General features: G+C 72.2%; 20 protein-coding genes and 2 pseudogenes. 7 read left to right on the plus strand and 15 right to left on the minus strand.

Features of this window, described 5'->3' with window-relative positions; genetic code table 11:
- Positions 1-148 precede the first annotated feature (148 nt).
- Positions 149-289 (plus strand): annotated as a pseudogene (locus ABZO29_RS09555) (DNA helicase); the annotation flags it as partial.
- Between the two features lie 71 nt (positions 290-360).
- Here the strand turns inward: ABZO29_RS09555 and ABZO29_RS09560 are convergent.
- The 8 genes and pseudogenes from ABZO29_RS09560 to pdhA all read right to left on the minus strand — a co-directional run bounded on the left by ABZO29_RS09560 (position 361) and on the right by pdhA (position 10040).
- Positions 361-1461, minus strand: coding sequence for a Rieske 2Fe-2S domain-containing protein (locus ABZO29_RS09560; protein WP_367319707.1), 1101 nt, complete (start codon positions 1459-1461; stop codon positions 361-363).
- 13 nt (positions 1462-1474) lie between these two features.
- A complete protein-coding gene (locus tag ABZO29_RS09565; protein WP_367319708.1) occupies positions 1475-2329 on the minus strand; it encodes an alpha/beta fold hydrolase in 855 nt (284 codons plus the stop codon).
- A gap of 91 nt (positions 2330-2420) precedes the next feature.
- The gene (gene fusA / locus ABZO29_RS09570) at positions 2421-4475 is read right to left on the minus strand and encodes an elongation factor G (protein WP_367319709.1); all 2055 of its coding nucleotides are present in this window, start codon (positions 4473-4475) and stop codon (positions 2421-2423) included.
- 394 nt (positions 4476-4869) lie between these two features.
- Complete coding sequence (locus tag ABZO29_RS09575; RefSeq protein ID WP_367319710.1) at positions 4870-5067, minus strand: hypothetical protein; 198 nt, start codon at positions 5065-5067, stop codon at positions 4870-4872.
- 55 nt (positions 5068-5122) lie between these two features.
- A pseudogene (locus ABZO29_RS09580) lies at positions 5123-6305 on the minus strand (acetyl-CoA C-acyltransferase).
- Positions 6306-6343: 38 nt separating this feature from the next.
- Positions 6344-7879 (minus strand): dihydrolipoamide acetyltransferase family protein, encoded by a 1536-nt coding sequence (locus tag ABZO29_RS09585; protein ID WP_367319711.1) that lies wholly within the window; start codon positions 7877-7879, stop codon positions 6344-6346.
- Positions 7876-8904, minus strand: a complete 1029-nt coding sequence (locus ABZO29_RS09590; RefSeq protein ID WP_367326093.1) for an alpha-ketoacid dehydrogenase subunit beta — start codon at positions 8902-8904, stop codon at positions 7876-7878. The genes ABZO29_RS09585 and ABZO29_RS09590 overlap by 4 nt, the downstream gene beginning before the upstream one ends.
- Complete coding sequence (gene pdhA / locus ABZO29_RS09595) at positions 8901-10040, minus strand: pyruvate dehydrogenase (acetyl-transferring) E1 component subunit alpha (protein ID WP_367319712.1); 1140 nt, start codon at positions 10038-10040, stop codon at positions 8901-8903. Before pdhA ends, ABZO29_RS09590 begins: the two co-directional genes overlap by 4 nt.
- Before the next feature lie 120 nt (positions 10041-10160).
- Here pdhA and ABZO29_RS09600 point away from each other — a divergent pair, with 120 nt between their 5' ends.
- Positions 10161-10664: an Lrp/AsnC family transcriptional regulator gene (locus ABZO29_RS09600; protein WP_367319713.1), complete on the plus strand. Its 504-nt coding sequence runs from the start codon at positions 10161-10163 to the stop codon at positions 10662-10664.
- A 39-nt stretch (positions 10665-10703) separates the two neighbouring features.
- On the opposite strand, the gene ABZO29_RS09605 is transcribed toward ABZO29_RS09600, so the two are convergent.
- Together ABZO29_RS09605 and hisC are read right to left on the minus strand one after the other, a co-directional pair.
- A complete protein-coding gene (locus tag ABZO29_RS09605) occupies positions 10704-12404 on the minus strand; it encodes an aldehyde dehydrogenase family protein (protein ID WP_367319714.1) in 1701 nt (566 codons plus the stop codon).
- Between the two features lie 5 nt (positions 12405-12409).
- The gene (gene hisC / locus ABZO29_RS09610; RefSeq protein ID WP_367319715.1) at positions 12410-13456 is read right to left on the minus strand and encodes a histidinol-phosphate transaminase; all 1047 of its coding nucleotides are present in this window, start codon (positions 13454-13456) and stop codon (positions 12410-12412) included.
- A gap of 345 nt (positions 13457-13801) precedes the next feature.
- On the opposite strand from hisC, the gene ABZO29_RS09615 reads away from it, so the two are divergent.
- The gene (locus tag ABZO29_RS09615; RefSeq protein ID WP_367319716.1) at positions 13802-14458 is read left to right on the plus strand and encodes a hypothetical protein; all 657 of its coding nucleotides are present in this window, start codon (positions 13802-13804) and stop codon (positions 14456-14458) included.
- A gap of 57 nt (positions 14459-14515) precedes the next feature.
- Here the strand turns inward: ABZO29_RS09615 and ABZO29_RS09620 are convergent, their stop codons facing one another.
- Together ABZO29_RS09620 and ABZO29_RS09625 are read right to left on the minus strand one after the other, a co-directional pair.
- Positions 14516-15850: a glycoside hydrolase domain-containing protein gene (locus ABZO29_RS09620; RefSeq protein ID WP_367319717.1), complete on the minus strand. Its 1335-nt coding sequence runs from the start codon at positions 15848-15850 to the stop codon at positions 14516-14518.
- 243 nt (positions 15851-16093) lie between these two features.
- Entirely contained in the window at positions 16094-16813 is a 720-nt protein-coding gene (locus ABZO29_RS09625) for a nucleotidyltransferase domain-containing protein (RefSeq protein ID WP_367319718.1), read from the minus strand.
- Between the two features lie 97 nt (positions 16814-16910).
- On the opposite strand from ABZO29_RS09625, the gene ABZO29_RS09630 reads away from it, so the two are divergent.
- Both ABZO29_RS09630 and ABZO29_RS09635 read left to right on the plus strand, forming a co-directional pair.
- On the plus strand, positions 16911-17222 hold the full coding sequence (locus ABZO29_RS09630) for a hypothetical protein (RefSeq protein ID WP_367319719.1): 312 nt from the start codon (positions 16911-16913) through the stop codon (positions 17220-17222).
- 139 nt (positions 17223-17361) lie between these two features.
- A complete protein-coding gene (locus tag ABZO29_RS09635) occupies positions 17362-18180 on the plus strand; it encodes a hypothetical protein (RefSeq protein ID WP_367319720.1) in 819 nt (272 codons plus the stop codon).
- Positions 18181-18195: 15 nt separating this feature from the next.
- Here ABZO29_RS09635 and ABZO29_RS09640 read toward each other — a convergent pair whose 3' ends face one another.
- Positions 18196-19137, minus strand: a complete 942-nt coding sequence (locus ABZO29_RS09640) for a LysR family transcriptional regulator (protein WP_367319721.1) — start codon at positions 19135-19137, stop codon at positions 18196-18198.
- Positions 19138-19262: 125 nt separating this feature from the next.
- Here ABZO29_RS09640 and ABZO29_RS09645 point away from each other — a divergent pair, with 125 nt between their 5' ends.
- Together ABZO29_RS09645 and ABZO29_RS09650 are read left to right on the plus strand one after the other, a co-directional pair.
- Complete coding sequence (locus tag ABZO29_RS09645) at positions 19263-19955, plus strand: type 1 glutamine amidotransferase domain-containing protein (protein WP_367319722.1); 693 nt, start codon at positions 19263-19265, stop codon at positions 19953-19955.
- Between the two features lie 86 nt (positions 19956-20041).
- Complete coding sequence (locus ABZO29_RS09650) at positions 20042-21370, plus strand: flavin-containing monooxygenase (protein ID WP_367319723.1); 1329 nt, start codon at positions 20042-20044, stop codon at positions 21368-21370.
- Positions 21371-21454: 84 nt separating this feature from the next.
- On the opposite strand, the gene ABZO29_RS09655 is transcribed toward ABZO29_RS09650, so the two are convergent.
- Positions 21455-22609 carry a tryptophan dimethylallyltransferase family protein gene (locus tag ABZO29_RS09655; protein ID WP_367319724.1) on the minus strand — a complete coding sequence of 385 codons (1155 nt, stop codon included), beginning with the start codon at positions 22607-22609 and terminating at the stop codon, positions 21455-21457.
- Positions 22610-22828: 219 nt separating this feature from the next.
- On the minus strand, positions 22829-24178 hold the full coding sequence (locus ABZO29_RS09660) for a cytochrome P450 (protein WP_367319725.1): 1350 nt from the start codon (positions 24176-24178) through the stop codon (positions 22829-22831).
- Positions 24179-24180 lie beyond the last annotated feature (2 nt).

Here is a 24180-nt window from a genome sequence, read left to right on the forward strand (position 1 = left end):
CGGAGCGGGTCGACGGAAGGAATCCGGCCGTCGCTGTCCGTCGAGTAGGCGCTCGGGCGACGGTGGTACAGCGCGAGCGGCGGACACGTCGGCCGTGCGGTCCCCGATCGTGAGCCGTCCACCCATCCACCCGCCCCCTCCGAGCGGCGAACTGGACCCCAAGCAGCACGCGACGGACATGACGTCCGAACGCTGCCTACTGTTCGTCGCCCGCACGAGGGCCCGCGACAGCCTGTACGTCTCCTGGTCCGGCAAGCCCAGCTCGTTCCTCGTGGAGGCGGGCGTGTGAGCAACGGACAGTGGGACGGTGAACGTCCCTGAATCACTTTGAACGGCAGAGCGAAGGCAGCGGCGATCCCGTTACGCGCGCCCGACTGGGACGTGATCGTCGCCGTCGGCACGCGTGACGGGGACGGCGACGCCCGGCTGCCCGACCGGAGACATGTCGGCTGGGGCGTCCGGGGCGACTGATGCATCCGACGGATAGAACTGGGCGTACCAGCGGCGCAGCGCCCTGATGCCCTTTTCGTGCGGGAGCAGTACGGGGCGCGGCTGGTGGATCTTGTGGTCCCAGATCCGCACCTCCTCGCGGACCTCGGCCAGGGCCTCCGCCCGGAAGACGAGTTTGAGGAAGGGGGCCAGGAACGGGAGTCGGGCCGGTTTGCGGATGTAGTACAGCATCCGCATCTCGCTCGTGCGGTCGTCGACAGGCGTGGTGAGGGCGACGGCGGTCAGGGACAGCAACACCCCGTGGACACGCACCACCATCACACCCGGCCCGTACATGAACACGTCGAAGCTGTTGTCGATGAACCGGCCGAGAACTCGGCGACGGAAACGGCTGCGGACCTCCGCGAAGGGGCCGTCCGGCCGCAGGTCCAGGACGGGCGGTTCGTCCTGGCCGTGGATGAAGGTGAAATGGGACTCGTCCACGATGTTCTCGCGCATCTCCTGGATGTGGATACGCGCACGGCACACGTCGTCGACGGGTGAGGCGAAGTCGCGTGACGTCGTCTCCGGGATCTCCGGGACCTCCCACTCCGGCGTGGCCGGTCCGGTGTGGACGAAGACGAGCCCGCTGTGCTCACGGACAGGGAACCCGCCGATGGACACCTTCGGGGTCCTGACCGCGTACGGGGCGTGGGTGCAGCGGCCGTCGGCGCCGAACCGCCATCCGTGGAACGGGCACTCCACGGTGCCGTCCACCACCTTGCCGCCGACGCCCAGGTGTGCGCCGTAGTGGGGACAGTGGGCGTCGCGCACGGCCGCCCGGCCGTCGGCTCCGCGGAAGGCGATGAGTGCGCGTCCGAAGTAGTGGAGGCTGACCACCTTGCCCGGCCGCAGCTCAGCGCTGCGCAGCACGGCGTACCACCCGTGCGGAACGAACGGCATGGGGTAGTCGTCGGCGCGCGGATCACGCGGCAGATCGGCGATCTTGTCATGTCTACGACCGAACAGCATCCGCTGATCCTAGTCAGGCAGAAGACTCGGCCTCCAGGAAGGAGGCGACAGCCTCCACGAACCGCCGCGCATCATCCCGCCACGGAAAATGCCCTGCCCCCGGCTGCACCACGAACTCGCTGTTCGGAACCAACCCCGCATACTCCCGCAACGCGCGAGGAGGACCCGCCACGTCGAACTCACCGGCGAGCACGAACACTGGGGACGGGTAGGCGGCGAAGGCCTCGCGAGTGGTCTCCGGGGCGAAGGCGCCATCCGCGGCGTAGACAGCTGCCGCCTCCTGGTTCTTCTGCTTCTCGCCGGTCTCCTGGAAGGACCGGGCCTCCTCGTCCCAACGGGCGTACCAGAAGGGCGCGATCGCCTTCCATGAGTCCGGCGCGGGCCGGCCCTCGGTGATCGCCTCCAGCGCCGCGAAAGCCTCCGCGAACCACGGCTCGTCCCGCCGAAGTCGCGCCGTCCCGAGCCGGTCCTCGGCCGTGATCTCGACGCCGACCGCGAAAACGCTCGGCGTGATCAGCGCCAGTCGGGCGACCCGGTGCGGGTGGCGGGCTGTGTAGAGCGCGGCCAGGTTCGCGCCGGCCGAGTGGCCGAGGAGGTCGACGCTGTCGAGGTTCAGGTGTTCGCGCAGGGCATCGATGTCGGCGACCAGGCGGTCGCAGCGGTACGAGGTCGTGTCCCGCGGTGTCGCGGACTCGCCCGTTCCTCGCAGGTCCAGGCGGATCAGACGGCGGTGGGCGGTCAGGCCGCCGAGGTCGCCCAGGTAGGCGGACGCCTGCATGGGGCCGCCGGGCAGGCAGATCAGGGGTGGGCCGTCGCCGGTGGCGTGGTAGGCGAGGGTCGTTCCGTCGGGGGCGGTGAAGGTGGGCATGAGAGCCGAGCCTCTCAGCGGGACCACGGCGAGGCAAACACATTTTCAGGGGACCGGCCCCGCCCGCGTACGGGCGGGGCCGGTCCGTCGGCTACCGCGTCAGCGCCGTCGCGGCCGGCGCCGGGGCGTACCCCGTCGGCCGGGTCGTGAACGTGCCGCGGCCCTGGGTGCGGCTGCGCAGGCGCGTCGCGTAGCCGAACAGTTCGGCCAGCGGGACGGTGGCGGTGACGACCGCCGTGCCCGGGCGCGTGGCCGAACCCGTCACACGGCCGCGGCGCGCCGCCAGGTCGCCGAGGACGCCGCCGACGGCGTCCTCGGGCACGGTGACCGTGACCTCGACGACCGGCTCCAGCAGGACCATCGCGCAGGAACGCAGGGCCTCCCGCAGCCCGAGGCGGCCCGCGGTGCGGAAGGCCGTCTCGGAGGAGTCCTTCACATGGGTCGCCCCGTCGGTCAACGTGACGCGCAGCCCGGTCACCGGGTGACCGCCGAGCGGCCCCTCGGCGAGGGCGTCCCGGCACCCGGCCTCGACCGCGCGGACGTACTCCTGCGGCACGCGACCGCCGACGACGGTCGAGCGGAACTCGAAGCCGGAGCCGCCCTCCAGTGGCTCGACGTCGAGCACGACATGCGCGAACTGACCTGCGCCTCCGTCCTGTTTGACATGGCGGAAGACATGTCCGGTCACGCCACGGGCGACCGTCTCGCGGTAAGTCACTCTCGGGCGGCCCACGTTGACCTCCAGGCCGAGGGCGCGGCGGATCTTCTCCACCGCGACCTCGAGGTGCAGTTCACCCATGCCCGACAGGACCGTCTGCCCGGTCTCGGGGTCGGTCCGGACGACCAGCGACGGATCCTCCTCGGCCAGCCGCGCGAGCGCCGAGGCCAGCCGGTCGGTTTCGGTGCTCCGGACCGCCTCGACGGCCACCGAGACGACCGGGGCGGCGACGCCCGGCGGTTCGAGGACCAGTGGAGCGCCGGGCGCGCACAGGCTCGAGCCGGCGCGGGCGGACTTCAGCCCGACCACGGCGACGATGTCCCCGGCGACCGCCCGGTCCAGCGGGGCGTGGCGGTCGGCCTGAACGCGCAGGATCCGGCCGATCCGCTCGGTGCGCCGCGCACCCGCGTCCCACACCGCGTCTCCCTTCCCGATCGTTCCCGAGTACACCCGCAGGTACGTCAGCCGTCCCGTCGGGGTCGCGCTCACCTTGAACGCGAGTGCCGCGAAAGGCGCCTCAGGGTCGGCGGGCCGCTCCTGCTCGGCGCCCTCGTGCGTGCCGCGTACGGCGGGCACGTCGAGCGGCGAGGGCAGGTACGCCACGACCGCGTCGAGCAGCGGCTCGACACCGCGGTTGCGGTAGGCCGAGCCGCACAGCACGACCACACCGTCGCCGCTGCGGGTGATGTCGCGCAGGGCGGAGGCGAGGGTCTCGGCGGAGAGCGTCTCCCGTTCGCAGAACTCCTCCAGGGCGGCCGGGTGGCGTTCCGCCACGGCCTCCTCCAGGAGCCGGCGCCGTCGTAGGGCCTCCTCGCGCAGGGCGTCCGGCACCGGGCCCTGCACGCCGGCCTCGCTGCCGTCGGCCCAGGTCAGTGCCCGCATGCGCAGCAGGTCCACCACGCCGGTGAAACCCTCCTCCGCACCGATCGGCAACTGCACGACCAGCGGGGCCGGATGCAGCCGCTCCCGGATGGACGCCACCGCCCTGTCGAGGTCCGCGCCCGCCCGGTCCAGCTTGTTGACGAACGCGATCCTCGGTACGCCGTGCCGGTCGGCCTGCCGCCACACCGACTCGCTCTGCGGCTCCACGCCCGCCACGGCGTCGAACACCGCGACCGCGCCGTCGAGCACGCGCAGCGAGCGCTCCACCTCGTCGGCGAAGTCGACGTGGCCCGGCGTGTCGATCAGGTTGATGCGGTGACCGTCCCAGGCGCAGCTGACGGCCGCCGCGAAGATGGTGATCCCACGGTCGCGCTCCTGGGGGTCGAAGTCGGTGACGGTCGTGCCGTCGTGGACCTCGCCGCGTTTGTGCGTGGTCCCGGTGGCGTACAGGATCCGCTCGGTGACGGTGGTCTTGCCCGCGTCGACGTGGGCGAGGATGCCCAGGTTGCGGACGGCGGTGAGGTGACGGTTCGGGTTCGTGCGCACGGCCCTCGGCCTTTCAGGTGATCCTGGTGACGGGCAGCGCGATTCCCGGGACGAAGACATGCCTTGCTGTCAGTGAGTGGACAGCGAAAGGGAGTTGACGTGCTCAGGCGTTCGTCACGGGCGTCCGGTGCCGGCCGCGCAGCGGGCACCGGGCGGACGAGGACACCAGGATCACGTCGTACCGGGAGCGGGGAACAGCGACAGCGGTGCGGTCACGCACGGCCCGGCTCCCCTCACTCGTCACGGCGACGCGCCGCCACGGTGTCCGGCGGCGCGTGATTGCGTGGTGAGTGTAGGGGGGAGCCGATCGGTGGCGCGCGGGATTTATTCCGGCTGTCCCGCCGGTCCGCGTGGCACGTGCGCCGGTAGCCGGCATCCCCGCGGTCGGTGGGTCTCAGTGGCCACGGAGGGACGAGCTGCGGCGGCGGACCGCAGCAGGGCCCTGGTCTCCCGGTGGGCGGCGGTTGGGTCCGGCGGCGAGGGAACGGGCGAACTCCAGTACTTCAGCCGCGGCCGAGCCGTCCGGTACGCCACGGTGGACCAGGCCCCACTTCTCGGCGTCCCGCGCGGAGAAGCCGTCCTCGAGGAGCATGAGTCAGGCGGTCCGCAGGAAACGCGTCATGCGTGTGAGGTGCCGATGGGCGTGCTCATACGCGCTCCAGCAGCATCGACACGCCCAGCCCGACCCCCACGCACATGGTCGCCAGGCCCCGTCGGCCGTCCTCGCGTTCCATCCGCCCGAGCAGCGTGAGCACGATACGGCGCCGGAACAGCCCAGCGGATGGCCGAGGGCGATGGCGCCGTCGGCGTTGACGCGGTCCTCGTCGAGCTTCAGCCTGCGGACCACCGCCAGCGCCTGGCAGGCGAACGCCTCGTTCAGCTCGACCGTGTCCAGGTCGTCGACGCTCCATCCCGCCCGGTCCAGCGCCTTGGTCGTGGCCGGCACGGGGCCGAGCCCCATGAGACGGGGCTCGACCCCGGCCGAGGCGGAGGTGACGACACGGGCGCGGGGAGTCAGCCCGTACCGTTCGACCGCCGCCCCGCTCGCCACCACCAGGGCCGCCGCCCGTCGGACAGAGGCGAGGAGTTGCCCGCGGTGACGATCCCTCCCCTGCGGAAGGAGGTGCGCCGCGCGCTCAGCCGCTCCAGCGAGGTGGACGGGCGAGGTCCCTCGTCCTCGGTCACTTCGCCGTCCTTCACCGGGACCGCGACGATCTCCCGGTCGAACCGGCCCGCCTGCCGGGCGGCGGCCCGGCGGTGGCTGCGCAGCGCGAAGGCGTCCGACTCCAGGCGGGTGATGCCGTCCAGGGCGGCGAGTTCCTCGGCGGTCTCGCCCATCGACAGGGTGGTCTCGGCGTTGAAGCGGGAGTTGGTGAAACGCCAGCCGAGGGGGTGTCGTGCACCTCGCCGGGCCGGGCCCAGGGCGTGGCGGGCTTGGCCATCACCCACGGGGCGCGGGTCATCGACTCGACTCCGCCCGCCACGACGAGGTCGGCCTCGCCCGCCCGTATCGTCTGGGCGGCGGACGCGACGGCCGTCAGCCCGGACGCGCACAGCCGGTTGACGGTGTATCCGGGCACGGTGTGCGGCAGGCCGGCCAGCAGTGGTCAGCAGTGCCGCCATCCGGGCCACGCTGCGGTTGTCCTCGCCGGCCTGGTTGGCGGCGCCGAGGATCACCTCGTCGACGGCGTCGGAGGGGATTCCCGAGCGCCGTACCGCCTCACCCACGACGAGGGCCGCAAGGTCGTCCGGGCGTACGGAGGCCAGGGCTCCGCCGTAACGGCCCTGCGGAGTGCGGGCCCCGTCTATCAGGTAGACGTCGTCGGACATCGGTTGTGCTCCTCGCGGGGAAGGCGGGCGGGGCGGGATCAGACATCGGCGAGCAGGATCGCGGGGCGCTCCACGCAGTCGGCCACGAAGCGCAGGAAGCCGCCGGCCACTCCGCCGTCGCAGACCCGGTGGTCGAAACTGAGGGAGAGCTGCATGACCTTGCGGACGGCGAGGCTGCCGTCCACCACCCAGGGTTTGTCGACGATGCGGCCCGCGCCGAGGAGGGCGGCCTCCGGGTGGTTGATGATGGGCGTGGAGCCGTCCACGCCGAACACGCCGTAGTTGTTGAGGGTGAAGGTCCCGCCGGTCAGCGTCTGCGGCGGCAGGCTTCCGCTGCGCGCCAGCTCGGTCAACCGGGCGAGTTCCGCAGCCAGTTGGACGGTCGTCAGGCGGTGGGCGTCGCGTACGACGGGGACGACCAGGCCGCGCTCCGTCTGTGCGGCGAAGCCGAGGTGGACCTCGTCGTAGCGCAGGATCTCCCGGCGCTCGGTGTCGACGGTGGAGTTGAGCTCCGGGAAGCGGCGCAGTCCGGCGACACAGATACGGGCCAGCAGGGCGAGCAGGCCGATACGGCGGCCGGGGTCGGCGGCCTCCAGTGCCTTCTTGGCCTGCAGCAGTCCCGTGGCGTCGACGTCGACCCAGGTGGTGGCGTCGGGGATCTCGGTACGGCTGCGGGAGAGCTTGTCGGCGACGGCACGGCGGACACCGCGCAGGGGGATGCGCTCGGGGCCGGCCGGCGTCGACCGCACCTCGTCCTCGTGCGGGGCGGGGGTCGGGTACGACGCCGTCTGCCGGGCACGCTCGAGAGCCTGCTCCACGTCACGGCGCAGCACGATCCCGGCCGGTCCGGAGGGTGACAGCGTGGCGAGGTCGATCCCGTTGTCGCGGGCCATCCTGCGGACGAGGGGGGAGATGACCCTGGGGGCGTGCGGGGTGACGGGCGGCGGAGCCGGGGTCGCGCTCGCGGTGTGCACGGCCGCGGCCCCGGTTCGTCTGCGCCGCCGCGGGGCCGGGCCGTGCCCGGTGCCGTAACCGATCAGAACGTTGCCGGATCCGGCCTGTTCCTCCTGCCGGTAGCGCTCCGCCGCGGGGTCGTCCGACCCCGGGCCGGCCACGGACCCGGCGGGCGGCAGGACACCGGAGGCCCGGGCTGCTCCACACCCCGACGGATCTCCCGAGCCGCCACCCGCACCGCGGTCCGGCCCACCCACCGGGCCGGACCGCCCGGCCCGGTCGGCAGACCCACCGGCCGGCCCGTCGACCGAACCCGCACCCGGCCCACCGACCGCCCCCGTCCCGTCGCCCCCACCGAGGGCCCCCGCCTCCCCCACCGTGATGAGCGGCTCCCCCACCCCGAGCGCCGTGCCCGCCTCCGCATGCAGGTGCAGGACCGTGCCCGCGTACGGGACCGGTACCTCCACCGCCGCCTTGGCGGTCTCGACCTCGACCACGATCTGGTCGATCGTCACCGTGTCGCCGACCGCGACCTTCCACTCGACGATCTCCGCGTCGGTGAGGCCTTCACCGAGGTCGGGCAGCCGGAACAGCTGCTCCCTGAGCGTTGCGGTGGTCATGCGGCCGTTCCCTTCAGCAGGTGCCGGGTGTCGGGCTCGTCGGCGAACTGGAGACGGTCGACGGCGTCGAGGATCCGGTCGACGCCGGGCAGGTGCGCGTGCTCCAGCTTCGGCGGCGGGTAGGGGATGTCGAAGCCGGTCACCCGCAGGACGGGCGCGGCCAGTGAGTGGAAGCAGCGCTCCTGGACCCGGGCCGCGATCTCCGCGCCCACGCCGGCGAACCCCTGCGCCTCCTGGACGACCAGACACCGCCCGGTCCGTCGTACGGACGCCGTCACCGTCTCGTCGTCGAAGGGGACGAGGGTGCGCAGGTCGACGACCTCCAGCTCGATCCCCTCGGCAGCCGCCGCTTCGGCCGCGGCCAGGGCGACGGGGACCGAAGGGCCGTAGGCGACGAGCGTCGCGTCCCGGCCCTCCCGGCGGATCGCCGCCCGCCCGAACGGCAGCGCTCCGCGCCGCCCGAGATCGGTGTCCTCCTTCGACCAGTACAGCTTCTTCGGCTCCAGGAAGACCACCGGGTCGGGGTCGTCCACCGCGTCCCGCAGCAGCCAGTACGCGTCCTCGGCCGTCGCCGGGGTGACGACCTTCAGTCCCGGGGTGTGCGCGTAGTACGCCTCGCTGGAGTCGCAGTGGTGCTCGACCCCGCCGATGCCGCCCGCGTACGGGACGCGGATCACCATCGGCAGGTTCAGCCGTCCCCGTGTGCGGTTGCGCAGCTTGGCGACGTGCGAGGCGATCTGCTCGAACGCCGGGTAGGCGAAGGCGTCGAACTGCATCTCCACCACGGGCCGGAAGCCGCCCATCGCCATGCCGACGGCCAGGCCCACGATGCCGGCCTCGGCCAGCGGGGTGTCGAAGCAGCGCTCCTCCCCGAAGTCGCGGGTCAGTCCGTCGGTGATGCGGAAGACGCCGCCGAGCGGGCCGACGTCCTCGCCGAAGACGAGCACGCGCTCGTCGTCGCGCAGGGCGTCGCGCAGGGCGGTGTTCAGCGCCTGCGCCATCGTCACTTTGGCCATGGTCGTCAGCCCTCCTGAGCCTGAACGGGTTCGGCGGTTTCGGCGTCCGCGGCCAGCTCCGCCGCCAACAGGGCGCGTTGCTCGCGCAGTTGCGGAGTCGGCTCGGCGTAGACGTGGTCGAACAGCTCCAGTGGGTCGGGGACGGTCTCGGCGTTCATCCCGGCGCGCAGCTTCGCGGCCAGGGCCTCCGCCTCCTCCCGTACGCCCTCGATGTCCTCGTCGGTGAGCACGCCGCGGGCCCGCAGATACGTCTCCAGCCGGGCGAGCGGGTCGGCCGCGCTCCACCGCTCGACCTCGTCGGACTCGCGGTAGCGGGTGGCGTCGTCGGCGTTGGTGTGGGCCTCCATGCGGTAGGTGTGCGCCTCGACGAGGAAGGGGCCGTGCCCGGCGCGGGCGTGTTCGGCGGCCGCGGTCAGCACCGCGAGGACGGCGACCGGGTCGTTGCCGTCGACCTGTTCGGAGCGCACCCCGTAGCCGACGCCCTTGTAGGCGAGGGCGGGTGCCGCGGTCTGCCGGGCGAGCGGCACGGAGATCGCGTACTTGTTGTTCTGCACGAAGAAGACGACGGGCGCGCGGAAGACGGCCGCGAAGTTCAGCGCCTCGTGGAAGTCGCCCTCGCTGGTCGCCCCGTCCCCGACGAGCGCCATGGCCACGCCGTCCTCGCCCTTGCGGCGCAGGGACTCCGCCATGCCGGTGGCGTGCAGCACCTGGGTGGCCAGCGGGGTGCACTGCGGTGCGGTACGGGTGGCGGCCGGGTCGTAGCCGCAGTGCCAGTCGCCGCGCAGCAGCGTCAGCACCTCGACGGGGTCGATGCCGCGAGTGACCAGGGCGACGGAGTCCCGGTAGGTCGGGAAGAGCCAGTCGTCCGGCCGCAGCGCGAGCACGGCGCCGACCTGGCAGGCCTCCTGGCCGCGGCTGGACGGGTACACCGCGAGCCGCCCCTGCTTGGTGAGCGCGGTCGCCTGGGTGTCGAACCGGCGTCCGAGCACCATCTGCCGATGGGCCTCACGCAGGGTCTCGACCGGTGGCTCGGTGTAGCCGGCGGGCGGCTTGGGCACGGGGGTGCCGTCCTCGGCCACGAACCGAACCGGCGTCAGCGACGGCAGCAGACCCTGGACCGTCTGTCGGAGGCTCTTCACAGACATGGAGGGCGCTCGCTTTCTCTGGACACTTGACAGGAGAATGGTGACCACTGCGGAATATGTGTTCAATACTTCGACTGAACCGGCGATGAACTGCCGGACTGAGCGCTCCGGGAGAGCAAAGTGTCCGAGGAATTCTCACCGCCGGCGTCGGCGTCCGGACGAACTGCCGCCGTCCCGCTCGACGACATCGACCGGCAGATCCTGGCGCAGCTCCTGAAGGACGGCCGGGTGTCGGTCCGGGCGCTGGCCGAGCAGGTGCACATCTCGCGCGCCAACGCGTACACGCGCATCGGAAGGCTGGTGGCCGAGGAGGTCATCACCGGTTTCACCGCCCGGCTGAACCCGCAGCGGGCCGGCCTCGGCACCAGCGCGTACGTGACGCTGTCGATCGAGCAGAACGCCTGGCGGGACATCTCGCGCGCACTGCGCGAGATCCCGTACGTCGAACATGTCGCCCTCGTCACGGGCGACTTCGACGTCCTGGTGCTGGTGCGCGCGCCGGACAACTCGGCGCTGCGCCGCGTGGTGCTGGAGAGCGTCCATGCCATCCCCGGGGTGCGCGGAACCCGCACCTGGCTGGTCTTCGACGAGGTGCGGGGTCGCGGCGCGGAGTGGACCGCGTGACACGGGCTCCGAGCGTACGACCGCCGGGGCCGGGCCCGCTCACACGTCGACCAGTGCGGCGACGTCCGGCACCGGCACCGGGACCTCGGCCGCGACCGGGGGCGCGGCATGCCGCCGGGACCGTACGACCGTGAACCGCCCGGTGACGAAGTGGGCGCCCGCCGCGGGCAGTTCCGCGTCGGCCGAGGAGGGGTCGGCGGGGAGGTCGTCCGCGAGGTTCTGCGCCAGATGCACCCCCGCGTCCAGCGCGGCCGTCTCGGCGGCCGCCAGCACCAGCGGATCGGTCGAGTGCACCGCCGTGTACAGGGCGCCGTGCCGGCCCACGGTGGCACGGAAGAGTGCCAGGCTCTGCGCGGTCGAGTCGGTACCCACCAGGAACGACACGGGTCCCGGCCACTCCCGGGCGTAGACCCGCTCGTCGCGGGCCCCCAGCCGGACGAGCAGGGGGCTGCGCAGATCGGCGCCGGGATGGTCCGGGTGGGGCAGCGACCGGGACGCGTGCAGCACCGGCCCGTACCGCGCGGCCTCCGCGAGTCCCGTCCGCACGCCGTCGTCGGTGATCGCTCCCAGGAGCCGCGCCACCCGCGCCGGGTGCGCGAGCAGCCGGTCCACGGTCTCGCCGAGGTCTGCGCCGAGGTCCCGGAGGGTCTTGCGGCCCTCGTCGGTCGCGAACCCCGTGGCCGGTACGAGGATGTTCTGCGGTGTGGTGCGGACCGTGCCGCTGCACAGGCACAGGGCGTGGGCGAGGCCCCGCACCAGCCCCCGGTAGTCGTCGGTGGAGTCGACGACGACGGTGTTCAGGCCGGTCCGGTGGGCGAACACGGTGGCCTGCCGGGCGTGTTGCTCAAGCCAGTCGGCGAACCGTCCCGAGCCGGTGAAGTCGACGATGCGCACCGCGGGATCCGTGGCCAGCCTCCGGTGCAGCCCTTCCCGGGGTTCCGCGACCGCCAGGGTCACGATGTCGGGCTCGTACCCGGCCTCGGCCAGGACCTGCCGTGCGACGCGCACGGTGATGGCCAGCGGCAGTACGCAGCGCGGATGCGGGGCGACGATCACGGGGTTGCCGGTCACCAGGCTGGCGAACAGGCCCGGATAGCCGCTCCACAGCGGGTAGTCGGGGCAGCCCACGAGCAGGGACACCCCGCGGGGCACCAGGGTGCGGGTACCCCGCACAGACATCGGTGTCCCCCTGCGGCGGCTGCTCTCCCAGTGCAGGTCGGCGGGTACGCGTTCCGACTCGGCGAAGGCCTGGGCCACGGCCTGAAGCGCACGGTCCTGGGCGCGCGGCCCGGCGGCCCGGAACGCCGACGGGAGTGGCTGGCCGGTGGTGTGGTGCACCGCGAGGGCCAGTTCGTGGCTGCGGACGTTCAGCCGGCGCAGTATCTCCACCGCGATCCCGGCGCGCTCGTACGGTCCCGCGGCGCGCCAGCCTGCCGTCGCCCACCCGGCCGCCGACACCAGGGCCGCGGGATCGCAGTGCGGGTAGCCGATGCCCAGGCCGATGCCGTACGGCGAGAACTCGGTGACCACCCGGCGGAGCTCACCGGGCTGGTCGAGATCGAAGGGGCGGCCCAGCAGGGAGCCGAAGACCTTCCCCGCGGTCCGGGTCGACCGCATGCCGGCGTCGGCGGCGGCCTGCCCGGCCGCGTTCGAGAACGGCGTACAGAACTCACCGGTCGCGAGGGCGCGGACCGCCTGCTGAAGCAGCTCTCGGTGCCGCTCGTAGGGACCGGGGCGCACGGCCTTCAGCCTCTCCAGGTCGCCGCGAGGGCGAGCAGGGCGTCGTTCTCCTCCGGCAGGCCGATCGTCACCCGGACACCCTCGCGGGGGAACGGGCGGACCACCACCTTCCCGTCGAGGCAGTGCAGGGCGAAGCCCGCGCTGTCGTCGGCGAGGGGCAGCCATACGAAGTTGGCCTGGGAGTCCGGTACTTCGAAGCCGAGGGTGCGCAACCGTCCGGTCACCCGTTCCCGTTCGGCGACGGTGAGCGCCGCGCGGCGGGCGACCTCGGCGCGCTCGCCGAGGGCGACGACGGCGGCCTCCTGGGCGAGGGCGCTGACGCTGAACGGCACCTGGGTCTTGCGCACATGGGCGGCGATCTCCGGCTGGGCCACGCAGTAGCCGACGCGCAGTCCCGCCAGGCCGTACGCCTTGGAGAAGGTCCGCAGCACCACGACGTTCGGCCGGTCGCCGAGCAGGTCGAGTCCGTCGGGGACCAGCGCCGGGTCGGCGTACTCCCGGTAGGCCTCGTCCACGACGATCAGCACGTGCTCCGGCACCCGGTCCGCGAAGTCGCGCAGCGCGCGCTCGCCGACCGCGGTCGAGGTGGGGTTGTTCGGGTTGCAGACGAAGACCAGCCGGGTCCGGTCGGTGACCGCCGCCGCCATGGCGTCGAGGTCCAGCGCGTGATCACGCAACGGGACCCTGACCGCCGTACCGCCCGCGACCGCCGTGAGGATCGGGTACGCCTCGAAGGACCGCCAGCCGAAGACGGCCTCGTCTCCCGGTCCGACGACCGCGTGCAGCAGTTGACCGCAGACCTCGGAGGATCCGGCGCCCACCGCGATCCGCTCCGGTTCGACGCCGTGGTGCCGGGCGATGGCACGGACGAGCGAATCGGCGCTCATGTCGGGGTACCGGGACACACCACCGGCCAGCTCGGCGAGCCGGCCGGCGACGCCCGGCAGCAGCCCGTACGGGGATTCGTTGCTGGCCAGGGCGGCCGCGCCGGGCAGCTTGCGGCCCGGGACGTAGGCGGGCAGCTCCGCCAGGGAGGAACGGACACGCACCATGCTCGACTCGCTTCTCAAGCGGTGGGCGCCCGGGGCCGTGCCTCCGGGCACTTTGACAGTGAAATCGTGAAGAGTGGACGACAAATGCTCAACCATTTGGAGAATTCGGCGACGGATCGCCGAGATCCTCCCATTCGGGCGGCAAGTCGTCTCCCTACTGGTGAGTCCGGTACCCCTGGGCGAGACGGACTGCGCGACCACCGGCGGACCCGTACTCGCAGTCGATGATCACAAATCGGCGACATGGCGCTTCCGGCGCCCCGGCCACCCGCCCGATCCCCGAAGACTGCTCTCCGCCCACTCGCCGAGGCATCCGCGCCTCGCCCGCTCCGATCGAGGGAGATCATGTCCAGGACGCCCATCGCACATCTGTCGCTGACGACGCTGGCAGTGGCTCTCGCGCTGCTGGCGGCCGGATGTGCGGGAACGGCCGACGGCGCGGAGACCGGCGGCTGCCGCGACAACGGCGGCTGGTCTGCTCCGGAACGGGCGCAGTGGCTGCGCCCGGCCGTGTCGTTCGACGACGCGGCGACCGGCGAGGACGCGGCCGTCAGGATCCGCCCCCGAACCTCGGACCACGGTGAGCCGCTGTGCCGACCCGTCACCGTGCAGGTCGAGTTCTGGCGGCTCACCGCCACGGGGGCGGATGCCGAACTGAGCGCCGCGCAGCGCCTCCGGCTGGGCACCGACGGAACCGAGGACCAGCGCATCGGCTTCCCTCCGGGCCTCTCCGCGGACAGGCGCGGGGCCTGCACCGGCGTCCTCATGGCGGCGTACGTGGACGATCCCCTCACGGACGCCGAACTGCCCGGGGAATCAGGCCACTTGGCGGCCGCCGGGACCAAGGACGTCGAGTTCGGGACCGACCGGATCACCGCGTATCGGCTCGTCCCGCCGTCGGCGCCGGAAACGTGCGGCGTGGACGGGGACGGCGAGGCCGATGCGGAGACCACGACCGCCCCACCCGCGACATCGAACCCGTGGGGTGCCTACCATCCGTGACCGGGCCCGGCCGCCCGGCCGGGGGTGATGGGGAAGGGCCGGTTGGCCGAGGGCGGCTCAGCAGCGTGGAACGGGCTTGCTGTACGTGGTGTTGCTGGGCGTGGCCACATAGTAGTCCGACACGTAGTGACCGTTGTCGAGCCTGTCCCAGACCTTGGTCGTGCCCACCGCCGAACCGGCGCGCTGGCAGGTGACCCACGCCAGCGCCCCGCCCGGCGAGGTGCCGACGGCGGCGTACCCGGTGCCGGGACCGCTGCGTTCGGTCAGGCCGCCCGCGGAGGTCACCTGGTAGGGATAGGTACAGCGGGGCAGGGGCGCGCTGTAACCCGTCTTGGACGGTGTGCCGACGTAGTAGTCCGAGACGTAGGTGCCGGTGCTGAGTTTGTCCCAGACGGACGTGGTGCCGACCTTGGATCCGGCCGTCTGGCAGACGATCTTCACCGACGAGCCCGGCGCGTACGTCGCGGCCACGGGGTAACTCGTCGAGGGGCCGGTGCGCCCGTTGAGCGTCGTGGAGCTGGTCACCTTGTAGGGGTACGCGACCGTGGCGACGGGAGCGTCGAGCCGGTCGGTGTCGATGTTCAGGGTGACTCCGCCGTAGGTCTCGTCATGGCCGCCGCGATACTGCTTGGCACGCTGGTGGACGGCCCACTTGGAGTCGGCGATGCCGGTCCAGCCCTTGAGGGAGTCGACGCCGTCGTAACGCGCGATCCACAAGGCGTCCGGCCGTGCGTACGCCGTCGAGGTGTAGACGTCGGCGAGCTGCTTGGCGCCGAGGTTGAGGTTCATGTAGACGCCGGAGACGTAGCCGAGCCGGTGCAGTTCCTTCGTCCAGGCGGAGACGTAGGTCAGCACGGCTGTGCGGCACACGCTGTCGGTCTGGCTGTAGTGCTCGATGTCGTTGTAGAGGGCGCTGCCGGGCAGCATGCCCAGGGCCTTGGCCGCCGTGACCGCCTGGGTGGCCGCGGCGGTGCCCTGGGAGCGGGCGGTCGCCGGACTCGTGCTGATCTTGGCGTCGGTCGGGCGGGCTCCACAGGGAGGTTGCAGGCCCTTGTGGATGGGCAGCAGGCGCCACTTCAGCCGCGACGCGGAGGCCACCCACGCCGCGGTCAACTGCGGCTGGGCGCAGGTGCGGTTGACGCCGGAGACGTAGACGCCGAGGGCGCGGTACGGCGAGGCGTTCCAGGCCGTCAGCGTGGCCAGTGGCGGGGCCGTACACGCGTCGAAGGCGAGTCCGGAATACCGGGTGGCACTCGCGCCGGCCGGATAGCCGACCGGCGTGGCCGGCTCGGCGGCGGCGACGGGGGCGAAGGCCAGGGCGACGGTGCCGCCGAGCACGCAGGCGGACGAGGCGGCGAGGAATCTTCGCAGGACAGGGTGCGGGTGCGGCATGGCAACCCCCTGGGCGGATCGGTGGAGTTGCCGTCAGACTCCGCATGTGTGCCGCTCGCGGCCAGGGGCCGACCGGCCCCATCCGTGGCCCGCTGGGCCCTGCCTCCCCTGCGGGGGACGGAGTGTGACCCGGGGTCAGGGGTGCTGCGCGAGCGGTGGGAGCCGGGGCGGGCTCAGCCGCCCGCCGTCGCATGCGCCGACGGCGGCGGACATCGTGAGCGAGCACACCCCCGCTGAGGCAGCTCAGACGAGTGCACGCTCCGGTGTGCAGAAGTGACGGCGCACCCGCCGCAGCCACGCCTCGGCGGCGGCCTCGTTCGGCCGCTCGGGCAGCACGCTGCGCGTCTCGGCGAAGGCGTCCTCGAACCGGCGCAGCAGCGGAAGCGCGGCTTCCGGATCGGCGGCGACCTCCTCGCCGAATCGGTGGTAGCCGTCGGGGTCCTCCACCCGCACGGTCAACCGCCCGGTCGCGTAGAGCTCGTAGCCCTGCGTGCACAGGCGCCTGAGGTGGCGAGCGTGTTTTGCCGCGCGTCGACGACGCCGTTCATCTTCGGACCCCGTACCCGAGGACGACCCGGCACCACGGTCGTACAGCCGCCTGAACTGCTGGGTGGCGTAACCGAGGTAGGCGTCGCGCACCCGCCGGGCGCTGAGGAGGGACGTGCGGATGCCGATCAGCTCGTCACCGAGCGGGGTGCGCACCTCGTACATCTCGTCGGGCAGCCACACCAGTTCCATGACGGTCGGGTTGCCGCCGAGGGCGAGCCGGCACCACTTGCCGGCCTCGTGCAGCGTACGGTCCGGTGCGGTGGTGACGTGGGACTCCTTCGGTGCGTGCAGGCCGTGCAGTTCCTCGGTGGGCGCCGCGAACAGGCCGAGCCGGTCGATGTCGGAGCCCTCGCGGGCCAGGCCGTACGCGGTCGAGCCGACGACGCCGGACAGCAGGATGTTCTTGACGGTCACGGTTGCCCCCCGGTGGTGTTCTCGCACCCCCGTACGCGGGGGCGGGACCGCCATGATGCCGCGCCCCGCTCCCCGGCCACCTCGTATTTTTCGGCGCGTGCGCGGCACCTCCGAGTTGCAGGGGCCCGGAGGCCGGTGTGCGGTGGAGGCCCGGCGCCGGCAGGAGAGGATGCCCACCATGGCCGAGGAACAGCCGGGCGCGGTGTCCGAGACCTTCACCTTCGCCTGCCGAAGCTGCGGGCACGCCTGGCAGGCCGCGTTCCAGGTCGTGTTCTTCACCGACCCCCTGGACGCCACGGGGCTCACGACGCAGGAGTACGTCGACGAGGCGGGCCGGGCGATCAGGTCGCCGCTGGCGGACGCGGTGTGCCCCGAGTGCGGTGGACGGAGGGTCCGGGTGTCCGCGTGACGAACGGCGTTCGCGCACTCGCCGCGAGGAACGGGCCGGGCTCACCCGTACGGCCGCGTGCGCTGGTCCGCCGCCCGGCCCGGTGGTGCCGTGGGAGAGAGACCCGGGAGCAGCACCACGTCCTCTGGAGGCATCCGCGATGACCCCTCGTCCGTCCCGCCGGCCCGCCCGTCTCTTCGCCACGGCGCTGGCCGCGGGCACGCTGTTGACCACGGGGGCCTGCTCCGACGGGGACGGCGGTGACACGGGCGCGTCCGACGTCGCGGCCTCCCCCGTGGCCGAGCAGACCGGCACCGCGTCGCCCGACACTCCCCTCACCGCGCAGGGCGCACAGACGGCGCTGGTCACCGAGGGCGACCTGGAGGACGACTGGAACCAGGTGAAGGACGCGGCCACCTGGCGGGACTCGCTGCTGATCGGCAAGGTGGACACGGCCGACTTCCTCACCGGCAAGGCGCAGGCCGCCGACTGCCAGCGCCTGCTCGACTCGCTGTACGACGACGACCTCCTCGGCAAGCCGTCCGGGGCGTCGGCGCTCACCGGCTTCCAGCAGGGCGACGCCCGCCTTCTCTACCAGGTCGCCGCATACAGCGGGGACGACCTGGACGACTCGTGGTCCTGGCTGAAGTCGCTGCCGACCGAGTGCGACCAGTTCACCGCGACCGGCGACGGGGGCGAGCGGACCGTCCAGGTGGTGACGGCCTCTCTGCCGAAGGAGGGCGACGCCCGGCAGGGCCTGACGGTGACGGTGAAGGGCACGTCGGACGGCTCCCCCGTCACCCTGACCCTGGACGTCGCGGCCGTACGCGTCGGCGACGACGCGATCACGGTCACCAACGGCGGCCTCGGCGGAGCCGACCACGACAGCACCGAGACGGCGGTGCAACAGGGCACCCAGCGGCTGAAGGACGTACTCGCCGGCAAGACGCCCGCCTCCGAGCCCAGTGAATTCGACTGATGTCCCGCCGCGTCGCTACCAGGTACGCCCGGCACTCAGCAGCAGCTCGCGCACCCGGGCCACATCCGGGTTCTCCGAGGCGCCGGGCCGCTGGACGAGGAACGACGTGTTGATCGGCGGGTCCTCGGGCTCGTGGAGCGGCACGAGGGCGCCGGACGCCAGCTCGTCGAGGCAGAGGTAGCGGGGCAGCACGGTGAAGCCCGCGCCCGCGACCACGGCGGACAGGACCCCGCGCAGATCGGGCACGGTCATGGCGGCGGGGCACGAGAGCCGGCGGCCGAAGACGTGCCGCCAGTAGCGGCGGGCGATGGGAAGGTCCTCGGCGTACGAGACCAGCGGCACGGAGTGCAGCACAGCGGGCGCGTCGGCGGGCGGCCGCTCCTTCAGCCGCTCCGCCCACACGGGCGCGGCGACCAGCACGAACTCCTCGTCGGCCAGAGGGACGGCGGTGAGTGTGCGGCCGCGCGGGCGGATGGTGGAGATCACCAGGTCGTGGCGGCCCGAGCGCAGTTCGTCGAGGAGCGGCTCGGTCAGCCCCATGGCCACACGCAGCCGGACGCCCTCCGCCACCAGGGGCGCCAGGGCGGGCAGGGCCCGGGTGCACAGGACCTCGGCGGGCCCGGCGAGGTGGACCGGATCCGCGGGGCGGCCCGCGACCGGGTCCGGTCCCGCCACCGTTGCGAGCTCGTCGAGCGGGGCCGCGACACGGGCCGCCAGTTCGTCGGCGACGGCCGTCGGTGCGACGCCCCGCGGGAGCCGCTCGAACAGTTCCCGGCCGGCCTGCCGCTCCAGCGTCCGCATCTGCGTCGTCACCGTGGGCTGCGAGAGCCCGAGGAGCTGGGCGGCGCCGGTGAAGGAACCGGACCGGTAGACCGCGAGGAAGGTGCGCAGCAGGTTCAGGTCCAGCTGGTGCACGGTGCCGGCGGCGGCCGGTGGCACGGGGGCGTTGCTCTCCACCCGTCCGAGTATTCCCCGAGACCCATAGAGGATCCAATGCCGGACATTGGATCCTTCATTGGCTACCTATGGCTCTTCGTCCTACGGTCGATCACATCGGACCACAACCCCTCGGAGAAACAACGATGTCGAAGATCCTGTTCGTGATGACCGGCGCCGACCACTGGACGCTCGCCGACGGCACCAAGCACCCCACCGGCTTCTGGGCCGAGGAGGCGGTCACCCCGTACGAGGCGTTCAAGGCCGCCGGGCACGAGATCGTCGTCGCCACCCCGGGCGGGGTCGTGCCGCCCGTCGACAAGGGCAGCCTCGCCGCCGAGTACAACGGCGGCCAGGAGAACGCCGACCGGGTGGCGGGCACACTCGCCGGGATGACCGAGCTGCAGCACCCGGTCCGCCTCGAGGACGTGCACCTCGACGACTACGCGGCCGTCTTCTACCCCGGTGGTCACGGCCCCATGGAGGACCTGGCCGTCGACGCCACCTCCGGCAGGCTGCTCGTCGACGCCCTGGACTCCGGCAGGCCGCTCGGCGTGGTCTGCCACGGCCCCGCCGCGCTGCTCGCGGCCGAGAAGGACGGCGCGAACGCGTTCGCGGGCTACCGGGTGGCCGCGTTCACCAACGCGGAGGAGATCCAGGGCGGCCTCGCCGGCAAGGCGCGGTGGCTCCTGCAGGACCGCCTCACCGAGGCGGGCGTCGAGGTCCAGGTGGGCGAGCCGTGGTCCCCGCACGTGATCGTCGACCGCAACCTCGTGACGGGCCAGAACCCGGCCTCGTCGGCCGCGCTCGCCGAGGAGCTGCTGAAGAAGCTGGCCTGACGGCTGCCTGTGAGCTTGGTCCCAACCGGTGTGGAAGGAGAGCCGGTTGGGCAGCCCCATGCGGGAAACTTCAGAAGGGGCGTTCTGTGGGGGGAGCATTGGGCAAGTCAGCCGCTGCGTCGGTGTGTGTCATAGGTGCGGGCCTGTCGGGGCTTGCGGTAGCGCACGCTCTCTCGGACCGGGGGATCGACTTCGTCTGCCTGGAGAAGGCACCGGACGTCGGGGGGATCTGGCGCCAGCCGGGCGCCGGTGAGCGGGGTCCGGCCTATCTGTCGCTGCATCTGAACAGCGCCAAGCAGCTCACCGGTTACGCCGACTTCCCGATGGCGGCCGAACTGCCCCTCTACCCCAGGCACAGTGACGTCGCCGCCTATCTGCGGTCCTTCGCCGAGTGGGCCGGACTGCTGTCCCGTATCGAGCTGCGCACCGAAGTGGTCTCCGTACGGCAGGACGGCGACGGGGCGTGGACGGTCACCAGCCGGGACGCACGAGGCGAGGTGACGGCGCGGCGTTTCGAGCAGGTGATCGTCGCGTCGGGTCACAACACGGAGGCCGCTCTGCCGGATTCGCTGCCGCCGGGCTCCGACTCCTTCGCGGGAACGATTCTCCACTCGATGGACTACCACGACGGCAGCGATTTCGCCGGTCAGCGCGTCGTCGTCGTGGGGCTGGGGGCCTCCGCGGTGGACATCGCCGCGGACCTCTCCCGGCATGCCGCGCAGACGGTGATCTCCGTCCGCCGGGGGCTGCACATCGTGCCCAAGCAGCTCTTCGGCATGTCCGTCGACCTGATCGCCGACGCGCCGTGGTGGAACAGCATGTCCTTCCCCGAGCAGCGGCGCTTCGTCGAGCGGGCGCTGCTCGTGGCGCGGGGCAGGCTCTCGGACTACGGCCTGCCCGAGCCGGACCACCCGATCTTCTCCTCGGCGGTGACCATCTCGGACGAGATCCTCAGCCGGATACGGCACGGGGCGGTGGTCCCGAGGCCCGCGATCGAGTCCGTGGACGGCAGCCGTGTGATCTTCACCGACGGAACCTCGGTGGAGGCGGACGCGATCGTCTACTGCACCGGCTACCGCATGGACTTCCCCTTCCTTCCCGACGGATGCCCGGCGGGCCCGCGGGGCGCGGTCGAGCTGTTCAAGCGGATCGTCGCACCGGACCGGCCCGGCCTGCACTTCGTCGGCCTCATCCGTCCCGTGGGCTCGATCACCCGTCTCGTGGAGGCCCAGTCGCGATGGGTGGCACGGATCGTCGACGGCGACGTCACCCTGCCCTCGGCGGAGGTCATGCGCGAGGAGATCAGCACATATCTGACCGGCATCGAGGAACGCTACGGAAGGACCGAGGGCGCGTCCATCCAGGTGGACGTCGGCCCGTATCTGCGGGATCTACGCGAGTTGCAGGACGCCTAGGTCCTGTCGGCCGACGCCGTACGGCCTGGTCTGAGCGAAGCTCCCGGGGCGGCCTCAGGGAGCTTCGCTGATCGGCGGGCAGCCTCAGTGCACGGCTTCCGGCTGCGGGACCGGCGTGGCGACCGGTGGCCTGACCTCGTACGCCTCCGAGGAGATGTAGACGGTCACCCGCGGGGGCCGGCCCTGCTGGTGGGCGAGCCCGAGATAGGCGATGAGCCCGACGCCGTCCTGCAGCTGACGCGAGGTCACGGCGGACAGTGACCGGACGAGCGGTGCGGCGTCCATGCCGTACCGGCCGAGTACGGTCACCGCTCGGTCGAGCGCCTCGCCGTCGTGCCGGGCGTAGTCCCGGACCGGGACATACAGCGTGAAGCCGCTCGGCATGCCGGTCGCCGTCTCGGTGAAGGCGTGGCAGGACTGGACGGGACGGCGGTCGAGTCGCGGATCCTGCCCCGCCTCGACGTCGGCGGCGTCGGTGCCGTGCCCGGCCGCCGCGCGGAAGAAGGTCTGGGTCTCCGCGCCCGGCGGTCCGCCGTCCATGCGGGACAGACCGGCCGCCTCCGGGGCCGACAGGTCGTGGTGGGCGAGGTAGATCTTCACCCGGGGTTCTTCCCAGTCGCCCAGGTCCAGAGCGAAGAACAGGTGGCGGTCGCCCTCCGGCAGCGCCGCGAACGCCTGCCGGTGGCCGAGGCGCCGCAGCGCCTCGCGCACCGTTTCGGCGGAACGTTCCGGACCGGACGCCGCCGGGTTCAGATACACCTTGATTTTGGGGACGCCGCCGGGGCGCAGCTCCAGCGCGCACCACAGTGCCAGGGGGCCCTGCGGGGCCGAGGGGAAGAACAGGTCCTCGAGCGCGTCGAGCCGATGGGTGTCGAAGCCCCAGCGTTTCGCCATCTCACGGACGGCCTGCAGTCCGGTGTGCCCGTTCTGAGCCAGGGTGTCTGCGCCGCACCCAGGTTCCAGCAGCACCCGCAGGGTCGGGGCCGCGTTCGGCACGAAGGAGAGCGAGAACTCCACCGGCGTGTGGTCGTCGGAGAGGAACGAGTGGTCGGGGGGCGGCAGGTGGAGCGGCCGCTCGGCGACGGGGCCGAGCGCCGTGAGCAGTGTCCGTGCGTAGGCCGCGGAGTCGGCCCCGCCCAATCCAGCGGCTTCGCACAGCCGCAGCAGCTGTCTCGCCGTGTGACCGCCGAGCGTTTCCGCGTCGGGGGTCTTCGGCGCACCGGGCCGGAACTTGGTCACCGGCCCTCCCGGCACAGGAAGTCCACAAGAAGATACCCGCCTGTCAGGGCGGGTATCGGGGGGTGCAACTCGGTGGGGTGTTGCATGAAAGCGGCGTCGGCGGATATGTGGTCCACGACACCTCCTTTGCCTCGTAAGCAGGACGCAATGCCGCGTTGCTCACTACCCCGGAGGTTGAACCGTCATGCAATTGTGGGGAGTTGGCGAGTGTTGCGTGAGTCACCTTGTCAGCCAGTTGAGGAACTGGCTCCACATTCCGGTGCGTTCGGACCTGCGAGCCGCCTGGACCGGCTCGGGACGAGCGGGTGCCTGGGGGCGTGCCTGCGGGGCCGGACGGCGTACGGTCTCGACCGGGGTGAACCGGGTGGGCAGCGTGGCGAGGCCCCGGTTGAAGGGGCCGGGGCGCCAGGTCAGGCTGTCCTCGGGTACGGCGAGTTCGACGTCGGGGAGCTGGTTGAGCAGGTTCTCGATGGCGGTGACGGTGACCTGCCGGGCCACCTCCTTGGACGGGCAGGCGTGCGGACCCGCGCTCCACGCCAGGTGGGCCCTGTTGCTGCCGGCCTGGCGCGCGGCCGTGAGGGCCGGTCCCGTGTTGGCGGCCGCGAAACTCACCAGGACGAGATCGCCCGCCTGGAGCTTCTGCCCTGCGAACTCCATGTCGGACGCCGGATAGTGCGGCGCCAGGTTCTGCATGGGCGGGTTCTCCCACAACGTGTCGTCGATGGCCTCGTCGATCAGGCCGCCCTTGTAGGCGTAGTCGTCGTGGGTGAGCAGCCGGTGCAGCGTGTTGCCTATGAGGTTGCGCAGCGGTTCGTTGCCCCCCACCATCAGAAGGGCGAGCTGATGAACCATCTCCTCGTCGGTCAGCCTCGACTGATGCTGCATCAGCCATGAGGTGACATCGTCGCCTGGCCTGGCGCGCTTGAGCGCCACCAGTTCGCCGATGGCCCCGAACAGCACCCCCATCGCCTTCTCGGCGTTGACTCCGTCGAACATCCCGCTGATGCCGAACACGATGCGGTCACCGATGTCGGCGGAGCAGCCGAACAGTTCGTTGAACACGAACAGCGGCAGCTGCTTGGCGTAGTCACCGAGCAGATCGGCCGAGCCACGCGAACTGAACTGGGCGATGAGGTAGTTGGAGACCTGCTCGGTGGTCTGACTCAGCTTGCGCGTGTCGACGCGGGCCATGCTGTCGGTAATCGCCTGACGCAGCCTCAGATGCTCGGCACCGTCGCTGAACATGGCGTTGGGCCGGTGCGCCAGGACGGGCGCGACGGGGCTGTCCGGGGGGATCTTGCCCTCGTTCAGGTGCCGCCAGCGGCGCGCGTCCTTGCGGAACGAGCCGGAGTCCTGCAGGAGTTGCAGTGCCGTGGCGTAGTCGGTGACGAGAGTCGCCTCCACCCCTGGAGCGAGCTCCACGGGTGCGGTCGGTCCGTAGTGGCGCAGGTAGGCGTAGTAGGCCTGCGGGTCGGCCGCGAACTCCGGTCCGTGCAGCGGCACCCGGCCGCCGGTGTGGTGGGCCGGGCACCCGGGCGGGGGCACGGGGACGGTGGGTTGAGCGTCCATGT

This window comes from Streptomyces sp. HUAS ZL42 (assembly GCF_040782645.1).
Classification (GTDB): Bacteria; Actinomycetota; Actinomycetes; order Streptomycetales; family Streptomycetaceae; genus Streptomyces.